Source organism: Winogradskyella sp. A2 (assembly GCF_046762865.1).
In the GTDB taxonomy this organism is placed as follows: Bacteria; Bacteroidota; Bacteroidia; order Flavobacteriales; family Flavobacteriaceae; genus Winogradskyella.
In genome coordinates this window covers 412,988-428,699 of the sequence record NZ_JBKQXM010000001.1, presented here as the reverse complement: position 1 = coordinate 428,699, position 15,712 = coordinate 412,988, and the positions used below count along the sequence as shown (strand labels likewise).

General features: G+C 32.6%; 14 protein-coding genes. 9 read left to right on the top strand and 5 right to left on the bottom strand.

Annotated elements, in window-relative coordinates:
- Positions 1-76 precede the first annotated feature (76 nt).
- The 4 genes from ACFWV9_RS01805 to ACFWV9_RS01790 all read left to right on the top strand — a co-directional run bounded on the left by ACFWV9_RS01805 (position 77) and on the right by ACFWV9_RS01790 (position 6,046).
- Positions 77-2,662, top strand: coding sequence for a BamA/TamA family outer membrane protein (locus tag ACFWV9_RS01805; RefSeq protein WP_411893521.1), 2,586 nt, complete (start codon positions 77-79; stop codon positions 2,660-2,662).
- Positions 2,663-2,780: 118 nt separating this feature from the next.
- Entirely contained in the window at positions 2,781-3,848 is a 1,068-nt protein-coding gene (gene fbaA / locus ACFWV9_RS01800; protein ID WP_411893520.1) for a class II fructose-bisphosphate aldolase, read from the top strand.
- Between the two features lie 222 nt (positions 3,849-4,070).
- On the top strand, positions 4,071-4,928 hold the full coding sequence (gene accD, locus ACFWV9_RS01795) for an acetyl-CoA carboxylase, carboxyltransferase subunit beta (protein WP_411893519.1): 858 nt from the start codon (positions 4,071-4,073) through the stop codon (positions 4,926-4,928).
- 83 nt (positions 4,929-5,011) lie between these two features.
- Positions 5,012-6,046: a T9SS type A sorting domain-containing protein gene (locus tag ACFWV9_RS01790; RefSeq protein WP_411893518.1), complete on the top strand. Its 1,035-nt coding sequence runs from the start codon at positions 5,012-5,014 to the stop codon at positions 6,044-6,046.
- Positions 6,047-6,103: 57 nt separating this feature from the next.
- Here ACFWV9_RS01790 and ACFWV9_RS01785 read toward each other — a convergent pair whose 3' ends face one another.
- Both ACFWV9_RS01785 and ACFWV9_RS01780 read right to left on the bottom strand, forming a co-directional pair.
- A complete protein-coding gene (locus ACFWV9_RS01785) occupies positions 6,104-6,949 on the bottom strand; it encodes a hypothetical protein (protein WP_411893517.1) in 846 nt (281 codons plus the stop codon).
- A 70-nt stretch (positions 6,950-7,019) separates the two neighbouring features.
- A complete protein-coding gene (locus tag ACFWV9_RS01780; RefSeq protein ID WP_411893516.1) occupies positions 7,020-8,126 on the bottom strand; it encodes a sensor histidine kinase in 1,107 nt (368 codons plus the stop codon).
- A gap of 183 nt (positions 8,127-8,309) precedes the next feature.
- On the opposite strand from ACFWV9_RS01780, the gene rpsO reads away from it, so the two are divergent.
- Together rpsO and ACFWV9_RS01770 are read left to right on the top strand one after the other, a co-directional pair.
- Entirely contained in the window at positions 8,310-8,579 is a 270-nt protein-coding gene (gene rpsO, locus ACFWV9_RS01775) for a 30S ribosomal protein S15 (protein ID WP_411893515.1), read from the top strand.
- Between the two features lie 205 nt (positions 8,580-8,784).
- On the top strand, positions 8,785-11,037 hold the full coding sequence (locus ACFWV9_RS01770; protein ID WP_411893514.1) for a polyribonucleotide nucleotidyltransferase: 2,253 nt from the start codon (positions 8,785-8,787) through the stop codon (positions 11,035-11,037).
- Positions 11,038-11,092: 55 nt separating this feature from the next.
- Here ACFWV9_RS01770 and ACFWV9_RS01765 read toward each other — a convergent pair whose 3' ends face one another.
- Positions 11,093-11,497 (bottom strand): hypothetical protein, encoded by a 405-nt coding sequence (locus ACFWV9_RS01765; protein WP_411893513.1) that lies wholly within the window; start codon positions 11,495-11,497, stop codon positions 11,093-11,095.
- A 2-nt stretch (positions 11,498-11,499) separates the two neighbouring features.
- A complete protein-coding gene (locus ACFWV9_RS01760; protein ID WP_411893512.1) occupies positions 11,500-11,997 on the bottom strand; it encodes a hypothetical protein in 498 nt (165 codons plus the stop codon).
- A gap of 138 nt (positions 11,998-12,135) precedes the next feature.
- On the opposite strand from ACFWV9_RS01760, the gene ACFWV9_RS01755 reads away from it, so the two are divergent.
- Positions 12,136-13,137: a hypothetical protein gene (locus ACFWV9_RS01755; RefSeq protein WP_411893511.1), complete on the top strand. Its 1,002-nt coding sequence runs from the start codon at positions 12,136-12,138 to the stop codon at positions 13,135-13,137.
- Between the two features lie 107 nt (positions 13,138-13,244).
- On the opposite strand, the gene ACFWV9_RS01750 is transcribed toward ACFWV9_RS01755, so the two are convergent.
- Complete coding sequence (locus tag ACFWV9_RS01750; protein ID WP_411893510.1) at positions 13,245-13,769, bottom strand: hypothetical protein; 525 nt, start codon at positions 13,767-13,769, stop codon at positions 13,245-13,247.
- A 205-nt stretch (positions 13,770-13,974) separates the two neighbouring features.
- On the opposite strand from ACFWV9_RS01750, the gene ACFWV9_RS01745 reads away from it, so the two are divergent.
- Positions 13,975-14,838, top strand: coding sequence for an RNA polymerase sigma factor RpoD/SigA (locus ACFWV9_RS01745; protein WP_299129307.1), 864 nt, complete (start codon positions 13,975-13,977; stop codon positions 14,836-14,838).
- Between the two features lie 194 nt (positions 14,839-15,032).
- Positions 15,033-15,695, top strand: coding sequence for a ribulose-phosphate 3-epimerase (rpe, locus tag ACFWV9_RS01740; protein WP_411893509.1), 663 nt, complete (start codon positions 15,033-15,035; stop codon positions 15,693-15,695).
- Positions 15,696-15,712 lie beyond the last annotated feature (17 nt).

The following is a 15,712-nucleotide window of genomic DNA, read 5'->3' as shown; positions in this document are numbered from 1 at the left end:
GAGAAAGTACAAAGAAAACCATTTTTGGACTAATTTTTGTTCAAACAGATTCATATCTAAATTAACTATAGGACTTTTGAGACTAGCAGATTGCCTTGCTTTAGTAGAAATAAAATACAGAACTATCTCTATTGCTTTAGTTTTTGTGATTTTTATGTCTCTATTAAGTTCTTGTAACATTGTTAAAAGAGTAAAAGCTGGTGAGCATCTTGTTACCGAAAATGTAATTTTAGAAGACGACAAGAAAACCAAAGAAGAACGCATTAACAACATTGTTATTCAGAAGGCTAATTCTGGGATGCAAGGTATTTTCAATTTTCCATTAAAATTGCATGTCTATAATCTAGCTAGACCTAATATCGATTCTATAATAGATGCTAAAATCTTAAGTAATCCAAACAAGGTAAGACGTAAAACAAATCTGTTATCAAAAAAACAATTTGATAAATACATACAATCAAAGAGAGACTTTAATAGTTGGTTGAAACGTACTGGAGAAGCGCCTGTTATATACAATCAAAACAAAACAGAAAAGACGGCAAGCAACCTAAATAAATATTATGCAAAGCGAGGTTGGTTTAATAATACTGTTGACTTTGAGGTGAACAAAGACAGTAATAAAAGAGCAAACGTGACCTACAAAGTAGTTAAGAACGAGCCTTATACGCTAGATTCAATAAAACCTTTTATTAGTAGTCCTGCCATTGATACATTGTACAGTGATTTCAGTAAAGCATCCTACTTAAAACAAGGAGATCAATTCGATGAAGATAATTATGAACGTGAACGAGAGCGCATAAATACTTACCTCAGAAATTCTGGCTTTTACTATTTCGGTCAAGATTACATAAGGATGGTAATAGATACCATTGGGACAAATCACAAGGTAAATACTGAATTAATTATTGCGGATAGGTCTATACGAGGCGGTGATTCTACGATAACCAGACCGTTTAAAATTTACAAGATTAAGGAAATTAACATCTTTACAGATGACAATTTTGATAATAGATTTAAAGCCATATCTGATACCACAACCTATAAAGATTATACACTTTACAGTAAAAACAAACTAAAGTTTAGACCAAATGCTTTAACTGATGCTGTTTTCATTAATAAAGGTGATATATATAGTGATTTGGCAAGAAGTAGAACGACTAGATATTTAAACGATTTACAAATGTTTAGATATCCGAGCATAGATTATGTTGAAAATGAGAAGGATACTACCCTGACAGCAAACATATATTTAGAACCAAGAAAAAAATACACCTTGAGTTTTGACCCAGAAATAAATCAAAGCAATATCCAGACTATTGGTTTTTCATTTAGTACAGGCTTAAAAATTAGGAACATTTTTAGAGGTGCAGAAACTTTGGAAGTAACGGGAATTGCAGCAATTGGAGCTTCTAAAGATCGCTCAGATGATGCTTCTGCTTTCTTTGATATTAATGAATATGGTGGGAATATAAGACTTACTCTCCCGAGACTATTTACACCTTTTAATACTGATAAGATAATACCTAAATACATGTCTCCCAATACAATAATTAACTTATCAGCAACTAGTCAGCAAAATATCGGATTAGACAAACAAACATCTGCTGGTATTGTTGGTTACAATTGGTTTCCATCAAATACGGTTTCGAATACGGTAGAATTATTTAATGTACAATTCGTTAAAAACTTAAATACGGATAACTATTTTGGAGTATACACCAATTCGTTTGATAGACTTGATAACATCGCCCGTGATATAGGTTATATTAATCCTAGTGAAAGCTTGGAAGATCCTACAAATAATTTTGATCCTGCAGATGTGTTTATAGATGATGTATTAACGGGTAATACATCACTAACACCTCAAGATGACGAATATGTATCCGTAAGTAATATAGATGAGCGTAAAGACAGGCTAACAGAAAACAACCTAATATTTTCATCTAGTTTTGATTATAAAAAAGATAAACGTCAAAATATATTTGATAACGACTTTTCAGTTTTTAAATGGCGCATTGAATTGGCAGGAAATTTATTGTCTAATCTTTCTGAGGTATTTGGTGCTTCAAAAAACGACAATGGTAATTACGAGGTATTTGGTGTAGCATTTTCACAATACTTTAAAACTGAAATTGATTACGTGAAGTATTTTGATTTTGGTCGTAATAATATATTTGCTTTTAGAAGTTATGCTGGTATCGCAATTCCCTATGGCAACTCTAACAGTATTCCATTTGCTGAGAGTTTTTTTGGTGGTGGACCAAATGATAATAGAGCATGGACTGCTTATAATTTGGGTCCAGGTAGCACTAATACGACGGATGAATTTAACGAAGCTAATTTTAAAATACACTTAAGTGCTGAACAGCGTTTTGGATTATTTGGAAAACTTAGAGGTGCGTTATTTGTAGATGTGGGCAATATTTGGAACGTACTTGATAATGTGGAGGATGAAAATGCAACATTTACTGGTTTTAAATCCCTTAAGAATATTGCAATTGGCTCTGGTTTTGGCTTAAGATATGATTTTGACTTCTTTGTTTTAAGATTCGATGTTGGTTTTAAAACCTATGACCCAGCTCAAGAACTAGATAACAGGTGGTTTAGAGATTATAATTTCAGAAATGCCGTTTATAATATTGGAATCAACTATCCTTTCTAAACAAGTATTTTATAACGACATCGTTTTCGCTTTTTATACCTGATTTATCTTCAAAATCTGATGAATTAAATTTCAAAATTGTGTATTTTTGATATCTAAATTTTTCAATTATAACAATATGAGTCATAATATCAAACCTGGTGTTGCAACAGGAAGAGAAGTACAAGATATTTTCAATTTAGCGAAAGAGAAAGGTTTTGCACTGCCAGCAGTAAATGTAATTGGTTCTAACACCATTAACGGTGTTTTAGAAACTGCTAAAGCTTTAAATGCACCTGTTATCATCCAGTTTTCAAATGGAGGTGCTCAGTTCAATGCAGGTAAAGGGTTAAGTAATGAGAACCAAAAAGCTGCTATAGCAGGTTCAATTGCTGGTGCTAAACACGTTCATCAAATGGCTGAAGCTTATGGTGTACCTGTTATATTACACACAGATCATTGCGCAAAAAAATTATTACCTTGGATAGATGGTTTGCTAGATGCTAGTGAAGCCCATTTTAAAGAAACCGGCAAGTCATTATTCAGTTCTCATATGATTGATTTATCTGAAGAACCAATCGAAGAAAATATCGAAATCTGCAAGCAATACCTTGAGCGTATGAGTAAAATGGGTATGACCTTAGAGATAGAGCTTGGTATTACTGGTGGAGAAGAAGATGGTGTTGATAATACAGATGTTGATGATTCTAAATTATACACACAACCAGAAGAAGTAGCATATGCTTATGAAGAATTAAGTAAAATAAGCGATCAATTCACAGTCGCTGCTGCATTTGGCAATGTACACGGTGTTTATAAACCTGGGAATGTAAAACTTACTCCAAAAATCTTAAGGAACTCTCAAGAATATGTAACTAAAAAATATGGTGTTGAACATAACCATATTGATTTTGTTTTCCATGGTGGATCTGGTTCAACAGTTGAAGAAATTAGAGAAGCAATTGGATATGGTGTAATTAAAATGAATATTGATACAGATATGCAATGGGCTTTCTTGAGTGGTGTTAGAGACTATGTGCAGGAAAATAAAGACTATTTACAAAAACAAATAGGGAATCCTGATGGCGATGATGTACCTAATAAAAAGTACTATGATCCACGCGTTTGGTTACGTAAAGGTGAAGATGCATTTGTAACTAGACTTAAAAAAGCATTTGAAGACTTAAATAATGTAGATACATTATAATAGTTGCAAATTAAACTTTCAAACCCATTGAAATTAAAAAAATTAGTTTCAATGGGTTTTTTATTTTTCATAGCAAGAAGGATGTTAACATTCATTTTTTTGTGATTAATAATAATATGGTAATTTTGCATGTATTGTAATACCAAAATAACTAACTAACTAATACCTTCGATTAAAGAATATTTTAAATCTAAAATCGAAACCCTAAAAGAATAAATCAATATGGCTTGGTTTAAAAGAAAAGACAAAGGAATACAAACTACAACTGAGGAAAAGAAAGATACTCCAAAAGGTCTTTGGTATAAATCTCCAACTGGTAAAATAATTGACACTAAAGAATTAGAGCAAAACTTTTATGTTAGCCCAGAAGATGGATACCATGTAAGAATTGGAAGTAATGAATATTTTGAAATTCTTTTTGATGATAATAAGTACAATGAATTAGATGCAAATTTGGGTTCAAGAGATCCACTAAAATTTGAAGATACCAAAAAATATCCTGAACGCTTAAAAGCCGCACAAGCTAAAACAAAGCTTAAAGATGCGGTAAGAACGGCAGTGGGAAAATCTATGGGTAAAGATTTAGTTATAGCTTGTATGGATTTTTCATTTATTGGAGGTTCAATGGGTAGTGTTGTAGGTGAAAAAATAGCACGTGCCGCAGATTATGCTTTAAAGAAGAAAATCCCATTTATGATTATAAGTAAATCTGGTGGAGCTCGTATGATGGAAGCAGCCTACTCACTTATGCAGCTGGCTAAAACCTCAGCCAAACTAGCGCAATTGGCAGAAGCAAAAATTCCTTATATCTCATTATGTACAGATCCAACAACTGGCGGTACAACTGCATCATTTGCTATGTTAGGTGATATTAATATTGCCGAACCAGGAGCATTAATTGGTTTTGCAGGACCAAGGGTTGTAAGGGACACTACAGGACAAGAATTGCCTGAAGGATTTCAGACTTCAGAATTTTTATTAGAACATGGTTTCCTAGATTTTATATCACATAGAAAAGATTTAAAACGAAAAATAAATCTCTATATAGATTTAATTAAAAATCAACCATTAAGAAATTAAAAAAAGACCTCTAACGAGGTCTTTTTTTATACTTGAATTATTTACTTTAACTTAGTAATTCATCAATAACCAATTCTTTAAACATGAAACAAAATCTACTGATTTTATTTATTATAATTACATCTTTTTCGATTGCTCAAGCACCAATTAATCAATTTGCTAATAGTTTAGAAACAGAATATGCTATTATCGATTCAACAAATCCAATTGATGAAAGTACAACAGGATCAGAGTTAACTTGGGATTTTACAACACTATCTCAAATTGGTACTAATACAGACACAAATGTCGCACCAACACCAGTCGATCTCTCTTTTTACCCAAATACAACAGAGGTACTAAATATCACTACTGAAGGTATGCCTCCAATAGTTAGTAAAATATTTATAAGAGATAATTCTGGAGAAATTTCGTTAACAGGTGCAGAACAAGGCAGTGACTTAACCTTGGTATTCAATGATAATGCTACTTTAGGTACTTTCCCATTAAGCTTCAATTTTTCAAATTCAGATCCTACTAGTGGTGAATTTACTGGTAACGCCAATGGCACCAATGTAGTAGGCACATTTTCAGGCACAATGAATACAAACGTGGATGCTTACGGCACTTTAAATTTAAACGATTTTGGTTTAGGAGCTTATAGTGGAGATGTCACAAGACTTAAAACAGAATTAAATATTTCGTTAGTTGTTGCTGGTATATTTAACATTGGTACTGTAGACCAAATCAATTATTACTATTATGATGATTCAGATGGCAGTTTGGTTTTTAGAACTTCAACCAATGTTATTGATATTGATTTCTTAGGCAATATTGTCAACGAAACCATTATTTTATATGAAGCATTAGATCAAAGCTTACTTAGTATTGAAGACATTGGACTAAATCCTAATAAGCTAAATTTATTTCCAAACCCAACTTCAGATATCCTTAATTTTAATTTAGGTAATGATGTTGAAGTTAAAAACATTTCTGTTTTTGATTTAAAAGGAAGACAGATTAATCTTAAGGCATCATCCAACAATACAATAGACGTATCAGAATTAGTTTCTGGATTATATATCATTCGACTCAAAACGGATAATGGAAACTTTTCCAAAAAGTTTTTCAAAAATTAAAATAAAAAAAGAGCCACAGTATTGTAGCTCTTTTTTATAATCAACCTAAATAAACCACTAATTCAAGGTTATACTAATTTCTTGTCCATTATTAAAGGTAAATGTTGCTTGGTTATCACAATCTCCTTCACCATAATCAAATATTCCTCCAAAGTTTGTGCGCTGTACATCAAATGATCCACTAACAAAATACGCACATATAACTTCTCTACGTAATGGTATTAGTACTTCATAAGTATGTGTGTTCCCATTAACGAATGTAGCTGCCCAATTTCCTGTGATTTCGAATACATTATCGCTGAATATACCGCTACCAAATCCTTCTACCCACTCTCTTATTCTAGTACCTTCTCTTGAGGCTTGAACTCCACTTGGCCAAATCACTGTGATTTCTAAGTCATGAGTAAATTGCGGATTACCATTATCATTAGACAATTCTTTTAAAATAGAACGGCTACCAATTACATTTTTATCATCAAAATAAAAATCTACCAAATTATAATTAATAGAAATTTGCTGGGCTTCTGGATCTCTGGTGTAATCAAAAATGATTTGTCCTTTTAAAATATGTCCGTTTACAAGACAACCTTCTGAACCAAAGTCTAATGTAACCTGTCTATATCCTTGTTGGGCAACAACTGTAATAGTTACACACTCAGGTATATCACCGGTGTACGTTCCACGTCCATCTTCGCTTACTTCTTGTCCTTCATAAGCATCAATAATTAAATCACCCAAAATATTGTCAACTTGATCAATTTCTGCTGAACGTTGTACTTCAAGAGTATCTTCTACTTCGTTACTGGTTTCCGTGGCTTCATCGTTTTTACTACAAGAGGTAAATACTAAACCTAATACCATAAGGCTTAAAACCCCTTTCTTAAATGCATTAAAATTTTCCATGATTACTTTTTTATTGTTAATATAGTGTTAAGACCACAAAAATTAAAAAAGGTTTAATTCGATAAAAATATTATGCTTTTGGCAGATACACGTAAAATTCAGTTCCCTTGTCTACTTCACTGATTACTTCAACCTTGCCACCCATGGATTCAATATGATTCTTTGTAATGAAAAGACCTATACCAATGGAATCTTTGTTTTGATGAAATGTATTATACATCCGAAAAATTTTGTCTCCATACTTTTTCATATCAATTCCAAGACCATTATCCTTTATTCTTAGAACGATGAATTGCTCTTCTATTCTTGAGTTTAATTCAATAACTGGTACTCTTTTTTCAGATCTATATTTTATGGCATTGGTTAAGAAATTAAGAATAATACTCTCTAAATATGCTGGTACAGATAAGACCATCTCATCTTCATCAATTTCATTATAAATTACTGCATTTGCATTTTGTGCCATTGCAATAATGCTATACATGGCCTTTTGTACATAATCATAGAGATTCAAAGCTTGCATTTCACTTTCATCAGTCTTCTTTATTTTGGCTACTTCTGTAAGATGAGAAACAGTCTCCTGAAGACTTTCTACTGCATTTTTTAATAATTTATAATTATCATTATTCACTATATCCTTAAAATCTTCCTCTAAAAACTCAGTAATTGTAGATAAATTTCCTGAATGCGATCTAAGATTATGAGTAACAATTCTTGCAAATGATGTTAACCTTTCATTTTGTTCTTTTGCCACTTCAAGCATTGCTCTGAGCTTTGCTTTGTTCTTTTCCTGCTTGGTAATGTTGTTAAACTGCCAAATCATGTGTGGTCTACCTTCCTTGAAGTAAACAAGTGACACATAGATTAACACCGAAATAACAGAACCATCTTTATGGAAATATCGTTGCTTAACTCTATATTTATCTATTTCACCTAAGACAAGTTTTTCATATTTTTCTTCATGTACCCCTAAATCTTCAATAAAGACAATATTATCTATGTCCATATTGAATAATTCAGATCTATTGTAACCCAATAATTGACAAACACCATCATTTACTTTAAGCCAATTACCAGAAAGACTAACCAAGGCAATACCGTTGTATGTATTGTTAAAAATACGCTCTAAAAAGTCGTTGCTGGCTTCAAGATTATTTTGAAGCTGAGATGCTTTCATCCATTTGTTTTTAAAGGATTAATATTGAAAGCGTCGTTCAATTAATAAGGGGATTGATAACTAACTTCTTAATTACCAATAGAAAAGTTACAAAAAAAATAACTAATCCCAAAAAAACACTATATTTGCGCCCTGAAAGAGAGACTTTCAAAGTACATAACAATCATTTACAATAATATTAGAATGTATTTATCTAAAGAAAAAAAGGAAAAACTCTTCACTAAATACGGTAAAGGAAAAAATGATACCGGTTCAGCTGAAGGACAAATTGCGTTATTTACGCACAGAATTAATCATTTAACAGAGCACTTAAAAAACAATCGTAAAGATTTCAATACAGAGCGTTCGTTAGTAAAGTTAGTTGGTAAGCGTAGAGCTTTATTAGACTACTTAACTAAGAAAGATATCTTAAGATATCGTGCAATAGTTAAAGAACTAGGATTAAGAAAATAATCAATATATAAGACCACGCTTTGGCGTGGTTTTTTTATTTTTACATCACTCATTCTTAAGAGTCTAAAATTAGAATTGAAGAAGCTACTTATAGTTTTTCATTGGTCTAAACAACAACTACACAACAACACAACGACCATTGTTTAACATGGAAATTATTGATTTAAATCAATAATTATATCCAATTTTTAAGAATTAAAATTTTATGATTCCAAAGACTTACAGAGAGGTCATTGACCTTGGTGACGGTAGAGAAATCTCAATCGAAACCGGAAAATTAGCAAAACAGGCACATGGATCTGTTGTTGTTCAATCAGGAAAATGTATGTTATTATGTACAGTAGTTTCCAATTATCATCAAGCTGATGTAGACTTTTTACCTTTAACAGTAGATTATAGAGAAAAGTTTGCTGCCGCAGGTCGTTATCCTGGCGGATTCTTTAAGAGAGAAGCAAGACCAAGTGATGGTGAAGTATTAACTATGCGTTTAGTAGACCGCGTATTACGTCCACTATTCCCAAAAGATTATCACTCCGAAACTCAAGTGATGATACAATTAATGTCTCATGATGACCAAGTAATGCCAGATGCAATGGCTGGTTTAGCCGCTTCTGCAGCTATTCAGCTATCAGATTTTCCATTTGAATGCGCTATCTCTGAAGCAAGAGTTGGTCGTATCAATGGCGAGTTTGTTATCAACCCAACAAGAGCCCAGCTACTAGAATCTGACATTGATATGATGATCGGAGCATCAGCTGACTCAGTAATGATGGTTGAAGGTGAAATGGATGAGATTTCTGAAGAAGAAATGGCTGAAGCAATTAAGTTTGCTCACGAAGCTATTAAGCTACAGTGTGCTGCTCAGATGAAATTAGCTGAAGCTGTAGGTAAGAAAGATGTGCGTGAATATGACCCAGAGCGATCTGATGAAGATTTAGCAACTAAGATACATGATATGGTATATGATAAAACATATGCCATTGCGAAAGCCGGATCTTCAAAACACGAAAGAGGTGCTGCGTTTAGTGAAATTAAAGAAGAAGTTTTTAATTCATTCTCTGAAGAAGAGCAAGGTGATTTAGGAAAATTAATTCATAAATATGTGGCGAAAGCACAAAAAGCTGCCATTAGAGACCTAACTTTAAACGAAGGGTTGCGTTTAGATGGTCGTAAGACTGATGAGATTAGACCAATTTGGTGCGAAATAGATTATTTACCATCTACACATGGCTCTGCAATCTTTACACGTGGAGAAACTCAAGCATTAGCTACAGTAACTCTAGGTACAAGTAGAGAAGCAAATCAAATAGATATGCCATCATTTGAAGGGGAAGAGCGTTTTTATTTACATTATAACTTCCCACCATTTTCAACTGGTGAGGCAAGACCTATCCGTGGAACATCTCGTAGAGAAGTTGGTCATGGTAACTTAGCACAACGTGCATTAAAGGGAATGGTACCAGAAGATTGTCCTTACACTGTAAGAGTTGTGTCTGAAGTACTAGAATCTAATGGTTCATCTTCTATGGCAACTGTTTGTTCAGGTACTATGGCTTTAATGGATGCTGGTGTTCAATTAAAGAAACCTGTTTCTGGTATTGCTATGGGATTAATCTCTGAAGGTGATAAGTATGCTGTACTTTCTGATATTTTAGGTGATGAAGATCATTTAGGTGATATGGACTTTAAAGTAACAGGTACTGCTGATGGTATTACAGCTTGTCAGATGGATATAAAGGTAAAAGGTTTATCGTACGAGATTTTGGTTAATGCATTAAAACAGGCACGTCAAGGTCGTTTACATATATTAGAAAAATTAACCGACACTATCGCTGAACCAAACACCGAAGTTAAAGATCATGCACCAACAATGGTAACTAGACGTATACCTAACGAATTTATTGGAGCATTAATCGGTCCTGGTGGTAAAGTAATTCAAGAATTACAAAAAGAAACTGAGACAACTATTGTCATCAACGAAGATCCTGTAACAGAAGAAGGTGTTGTTGAAGTTCTTGGAGTTGGTAGTAAAGGTATCGATGCAGTTATGGCAAAAATCGATTCTTTATTATTTAAACCAGAAGTTGGTAGCGTTTATGAAGTAAAAGTGATTAAGATGTTAGACTTTGGAGCTGTTGTTGAATATACAGAAGCACCAGGTAACGAAGTTCTATTACACGTAAGTGAATTAGCATGGGAACGTACAGAAAATGTATCTGATGTTGTAAACATGGGTGATGTGTTTGATGTGAAATACTTTGGAATAGATTCTAGAACACGTAAGGAGAAAGTATCTCGTAAAGCAATTTTACCTAAACCAGAAGGATATGTTGCTAGACCACCAAGAGATAACAATCGTGGCAGAGACAACAGAGGTAGAGATAATCGTGGACGTGATAATAGAGGACGTGATAATCGCAGAGATGACAGAAAGCCTAGAGAAGACAAGAAAGAATAAGAATTCTTGTAGATAAATATAAAATGCCTTCTTAATTAAGAAGGCATTTTTGTTTTTAATTCTGTGCCAGAGGAATTGAAACTGAATTATTCTTCCATTTAAAAGAATCTTGAAGTATAAACGCTAATCCGGTAATAATACCAATAGGTAAAGCAATAGTAAAAATAGTGGACATTGTTTTGTCCTTAATCTCAATCTTATTAATTGAATTCTCCTCAAGTTTAGTCTTTATAAATTCTCCTCTTTTTTTTGTAACTCCATAATAAGTGTCACCAACTTTTTCGATACGTTTGAATATAAGATTCTTATCGTACTTTGTTTTGACCTTTACCTTGATTTTTTGCTGAGAGGCCTCTCGTAAACTAACCGGTTTGTTTTTATATACGCTGCAACTATGAGCAAAAATTAGCATTAATAACATCAGGGCAATTCCTTTTTTAGTTTTAATATTTGTTTTCATAATTATTTGATTTTATTCCATTGTAGTAGCAATCCATAAGTGTATAAAGACCTAATTGAGTTCCAATTTGCTTGTACTCGTAATCCTATTGAAAATCTTTCACCTATTTTAAATCTTAATTTTAGTTGTAAAGGAATACCAATATCAACTTGACTCGCATTGTTATCATTTCGATAAAATAATCCAATGCCAGTATGTGTATCAATAAATAGCCAATTTGCAATCTCATGCTCTCTTCCAAACATCGTATTTAATTGAAAATAATAATCTCCAGGTCCCCATATTGCAAATTCCTGTAAAAACGAAGTTGAAAAAGTGAAAATATTCTTACTCCATTTGAAGTTAATATCTAAACTTATGGATGTGCCAAAAGAGATTTCATCAGTGTATATCTCTAATGGTGAAACTGAAAATGCATTATACCTAAATTTTGAATCTGAACCGTTTTGCCCTAGCGCTGTAAAACTGTATAATAGCAAAATGAATTGTAAATGTTTCATGACATTATTCTTTTTCCTTATCACAACAAATCTACTTTGCAATTATTGAAATTTAATTGACCAAAATGCTCATAATGATTATTATTTTTTGTAATATTTACAAAATATTAGAGTATCGATTAAATATATTTTTAAAATATGCAAAAACAATTTATAGATTACATAAAAGCTAAAACCGATGATAAAACTTCATTTGTTGAAGAAATAGCTAGTGTTCTAGACATTGGTTATGATGCGGCTTATAGAAGAATTAACTCAAAAACTAATATGTCGCTAGAAGAAAGTGTAAAGCTTGCAAAACATTATAAAATATCGCTCAACAAATTATATGAAGTTGGTAATACTAATACCATTCTTGCGGATTTATCACCTCCAATACATAATAAAGAAGGATTAGAGTTATGGCTAAAACAATCTTATGGCAGTGTATTTCCATTAACCAAACTTAAGAATTCCTCAATAATTTATTCGGCAAAAGACATTCCATTGTTTCACACTTTAAAGGACTCTTACTTATCTCGTTATAAGATTTATGTTTGGCTCAAAGATGTTGATACAAATATGACAAAGAATAAGGTTTCTTTCGATGATTTTATTAAAACAATCCCTCATTCACTTTTAAGCAGTGCATTTAAATTGGGCCAAGTCTACAAAGACATAAATATTACAGAAATTTGGAATAATACCACCATAAACGGAACACTACAACAAGTACTATACTATTTTGAAGCTGGTATGCTTTCTAAAAAACTAGCCTTACTTATTTGTGAAGATATTGAAGACGTCATTAGACACATCGAAGAACAGGCCATCAAACAATCACTAATAGGTTCTAAAAATAAATCGAGTTACCAGCTTTACATCAATGATATTCATACTATGAGTAATACTATCATGGTAAAAACACCTTACCAAAAAGTATTCTTTACACCCTTTACTGTGATAAGCTATTTTAAAATTGAGCATCAACCCACTTGCGAACTGATGTTTGAATTTTTTCAAAAGCAAATGAGTATTTCTAAACTTTTGGTAAATGCTGGCGAAAAAGACAGGTCGTTGTTTTTCAATAGAATGCATCAGAAAATTCATAAATTAAGAACACGAATAGAATTAGATAATGAGGTCTTTGATTTTGAATGAATTTTTATAAATATTTATTATTGCTAAGAATGAAGATTAAATCTTTCTAAACCAAATAAAAAACCACTTCAAATGAAGTGGTTTTTTATTACAGCATATTTAATTTTTTACAGTACATCAGCTGTGATGTCTAATTCAATCGTTACAGCAATAGTAAAGTTCATTGCATCTTCACATGTAGATGTTCCGGCGAGACCGATAGCAACGTTGTTACCATTTTTAAGTTTTGAAGCAATAGAATTCAATAATGCAACATCTGTAACTGCAAATACAGTTCCTGCATCAACTTCTTGTTTCACCACCATATCGTGACTTACTAATTCAACACCATCAGCGACAAAGTTTCCGACAATAGTACCGTTAGGATCTCCTGTAAAGTTAACTAATTGATAGGTAAACTCAGTAATTCTTACACTTTGAAGAACATCCATATAATTTTCAGTATCACTGTTACTCATATTTATGAGCATGGTTTCATTTAAAACCAAATCCTCACCAGCAGGCACAGTAACAGCAACATTTTCATTAAGTGTTGTATCAAAATCAACTTCTGTGAGCTCGTCAAGTTCATCACAAGACACAAAACTAGACACAAGCAAAAATACCATAGCAAATCTGATTAAAGTTTTCATAATTAAAATATTTTTAGTGTTATTTATAGCATATATAAATCTAGCTCAGAGCATATTGTTATGCACTGATGGTTATCAGTTTTGGGATTTTTATAATGAGATAAATTGAATATTTTTTGATTATGCTGTAACATTTTAAGAACTTGTTACGTATAATAAAAAGCAACCCATTGCTAATACAAATTGCACAAATCTAAAAATTTAAATGAGACAACTTAAAATTACTAAGCAGGTAACCAATAGGGAAACTGCCTCTTTAGATAAATATTTACAAGAAATCGGTAAAGTAGACCTAATTACTGCTGATGAAGAAGTTGAATTGGCACAACGCATCAAAGCAGGTGACCAAATTGCTTTAGAAAAATTAACTAAAGCGAATCTTCGTTTCGTTGTATCGGTAGCAAAGCAATACCAAAACCAAGGGTTAACATTACCAGATTTAATTAATGAAGGTAACTTAGGATTGATTAAGGCTGCCCAGCGTTTTGATGAAACACGTGGTTTTAAATTTATTTCATATGCTGTTTGGTGGATTAGACAGTCTATCCTACAAGCATTAGCTGAACAATCTCGTATTGTACGGTTGCCACTAAACAAAATTGGATCGATTAACAAGATCAACAAGACTTTTGCCTTTTTAGAGCAAAGTCATGAGCGCCCACCATCTGCTGAGGAAATTGCAAAAGAATTGGATATGACTATTAACGATGTTAAAGAGTCAATGAAGAATTCTGGACGCCATGTTTCAATGGATGCACCATTAGTTGAAGGTGAAGATTCTAATTTATATGATGTATTGCGAAGTGGTGAATCACCAAATCCAGATAGAGAATTATTACACGAATCTTTAAGAACTGAAATTGAACGTGCCTTAGAAACATTAACACCTCGTGAAGCAGATGTAATTCGTCTTTATTTTGGATTAGGCAATCAGCATCCAATGACTTTAGAAGAAATTGGTGAAACGTTTGATTTAACACGTGAGCGTGTGAGACAAATTAAAGAAAAAGCAATTAGAAGGTTAAAACACACCTCTAGAAGTAAAATATTAAAGACATATTTAGGTTAGTTTTTTGTATATTTAGCGACCAACCTAATAAAGGTAACAACAGTTACAAAACATAACTGTTCGTTTTTTGATTGATGAAAGAACCCACGGCTGATTACCGTGGGTTCACTTTTTATAGGATCTTAAGTGTCTCTTAATGCACGAGATTCTTTTTTTAATTACCTTTGCGTCAATCTTAATTTTAAGCATAAAAAATGGCTTCAAAACTTATTGCTCCTTCAATGTTAGCTGCAGATTTTGGGAATCTACAAAGAGATACAGAAATGGTAAATAATAGTGAGGCCGACTGGTTTCATATTGACGTTATGGATGGTCATTTTGTACCAAATATCTCTTATGGTATGCCAGTTATACAAGCAATTAAAAAGCACGCGACCAAACCTTTAGACGTGCATTTAATGATTGAGAAACCAGAACGCTATATTGAAGAGTTTGCAAAAGTGGGTGCTGACATTATTACTGTACACTATGAATCTACAGTACACCTACATAGAACTTTAAGACAAATTAAAGATACGGGTTGTAAAGCTGGTATAGTACTAAATATTACAACACCTATTTCTGTATTAGAGGATATATTACCAGAGTGTTTCATGATATTACTAATGTCTATCAATCCGGGTTTTGGAGGTCAGAAGTTCGAAGACGTTACCTATAATCGTAGCAAAAAACTAAGACAAATGATAAATGACCAAGGCTTAGATACGCGAATAGAAATAGATGGTGGTGTGACGGATAAAAATATTCAAAAACTTGTAGAAGCCGGTGCGGATACTTTTGTTGCTGGAAGCCATGTCTTTAAAAGTGATAATCCAACTGAGACAATTAAACGGTTAAAGGCATTATCTAATTCATAAAAAAAGCGCCAATGGCG

Bases quoted from the DNA above. Each gene is read 5' to 3' on its own strand.
- ACFWV9_RS01785 (WP_411893517.1), bottom strand. From the start codon at position 6,949: ATGGAAAATTTTAATGCATTTAAGAAAGGGGTTTTAAGCCTTATGGTA.
- rpsO (WP_411893515.1), top strand. From the start codon at position 8,310: ATGTATTTATCTAAAGAAAAAAAGGAAAAACTCTTCACTAAATACGGT.
- ACFWV9_RS01760 (WP_411893512.1), bottom strand. From the start codon at position 11,997: ATGAAACATTTACAATTCATTTTGCTATTATACAGTTTTACAGCGCTA.
- rpe (WP_411893509.1), top strand. From the start codon at position 15,033: ATGGCTTCAAAACTTATTGCTCCTTCAATGTTAGCTGCAGATTTTGGG.
- accD (WP_411893519.1), top strand. From the start codon at position 4,071: ATGGCTTGGTTTAAAAGAAAAGACAAAGGAATACAAACTACAACTGAG.
- ACFWV9_RS01755 (WP_411893511.1), top strand. From the start codon at position 12,136: ATGCAAAAACAATTTATAGATTACATAAAAGCTAAAACCGATGATAAA.
- ACFWV9_RS01770 (WP_411893514.1), top strand. From the start codon at position 8,785: ATGATTCCAAAGACTTACAGAGAGGTCATTGACCTTGGTGACGGTAGA.
- ACFWV9_RS01765 (WP_411893513.1), bottom strand. From the start codon at position 11,497: ATGAAAACAAATATTAAAACTAAAAAAGGAATTGCCCTGATGTTATTA.
- ACFWV9_RS01780 (WP_411893516.1), bottom strand. From the start codon at position 8,126: ATGAAAGCATCTCAGCTTCAAAATAATCTTGAAGCCAGCAACGACTTT.
- fbaA (WP_411893520.1), top strand. From the start codon at position 2,781: ATGAGTCATAATATCAAACCTGGTGTTGCAACAGGAAGAGAAGTACAA.
- ACFWV9_RS01790 (WP_411893518.1), top strand. From the start codon at position 5,012: ATGAAACAAAATCTACTGATTTTATTTATTATAATTACATCTTTTTCG.
- ACFWV9_RS01745 (WP_299129307.1), top strand. From the start codon at position 13,975: ATGAGACAACTTAAAATTACTAAGCAGGTAACCAATAGGGAAACTGCC.
- ACFWV9_RS01750 (WP_411893510.1), bottom strand. From the start codon at position 13,769: ATGAAAACTTTAATCAGATTTGCTATGGTATTTTTGCTTGTGTCTAGT.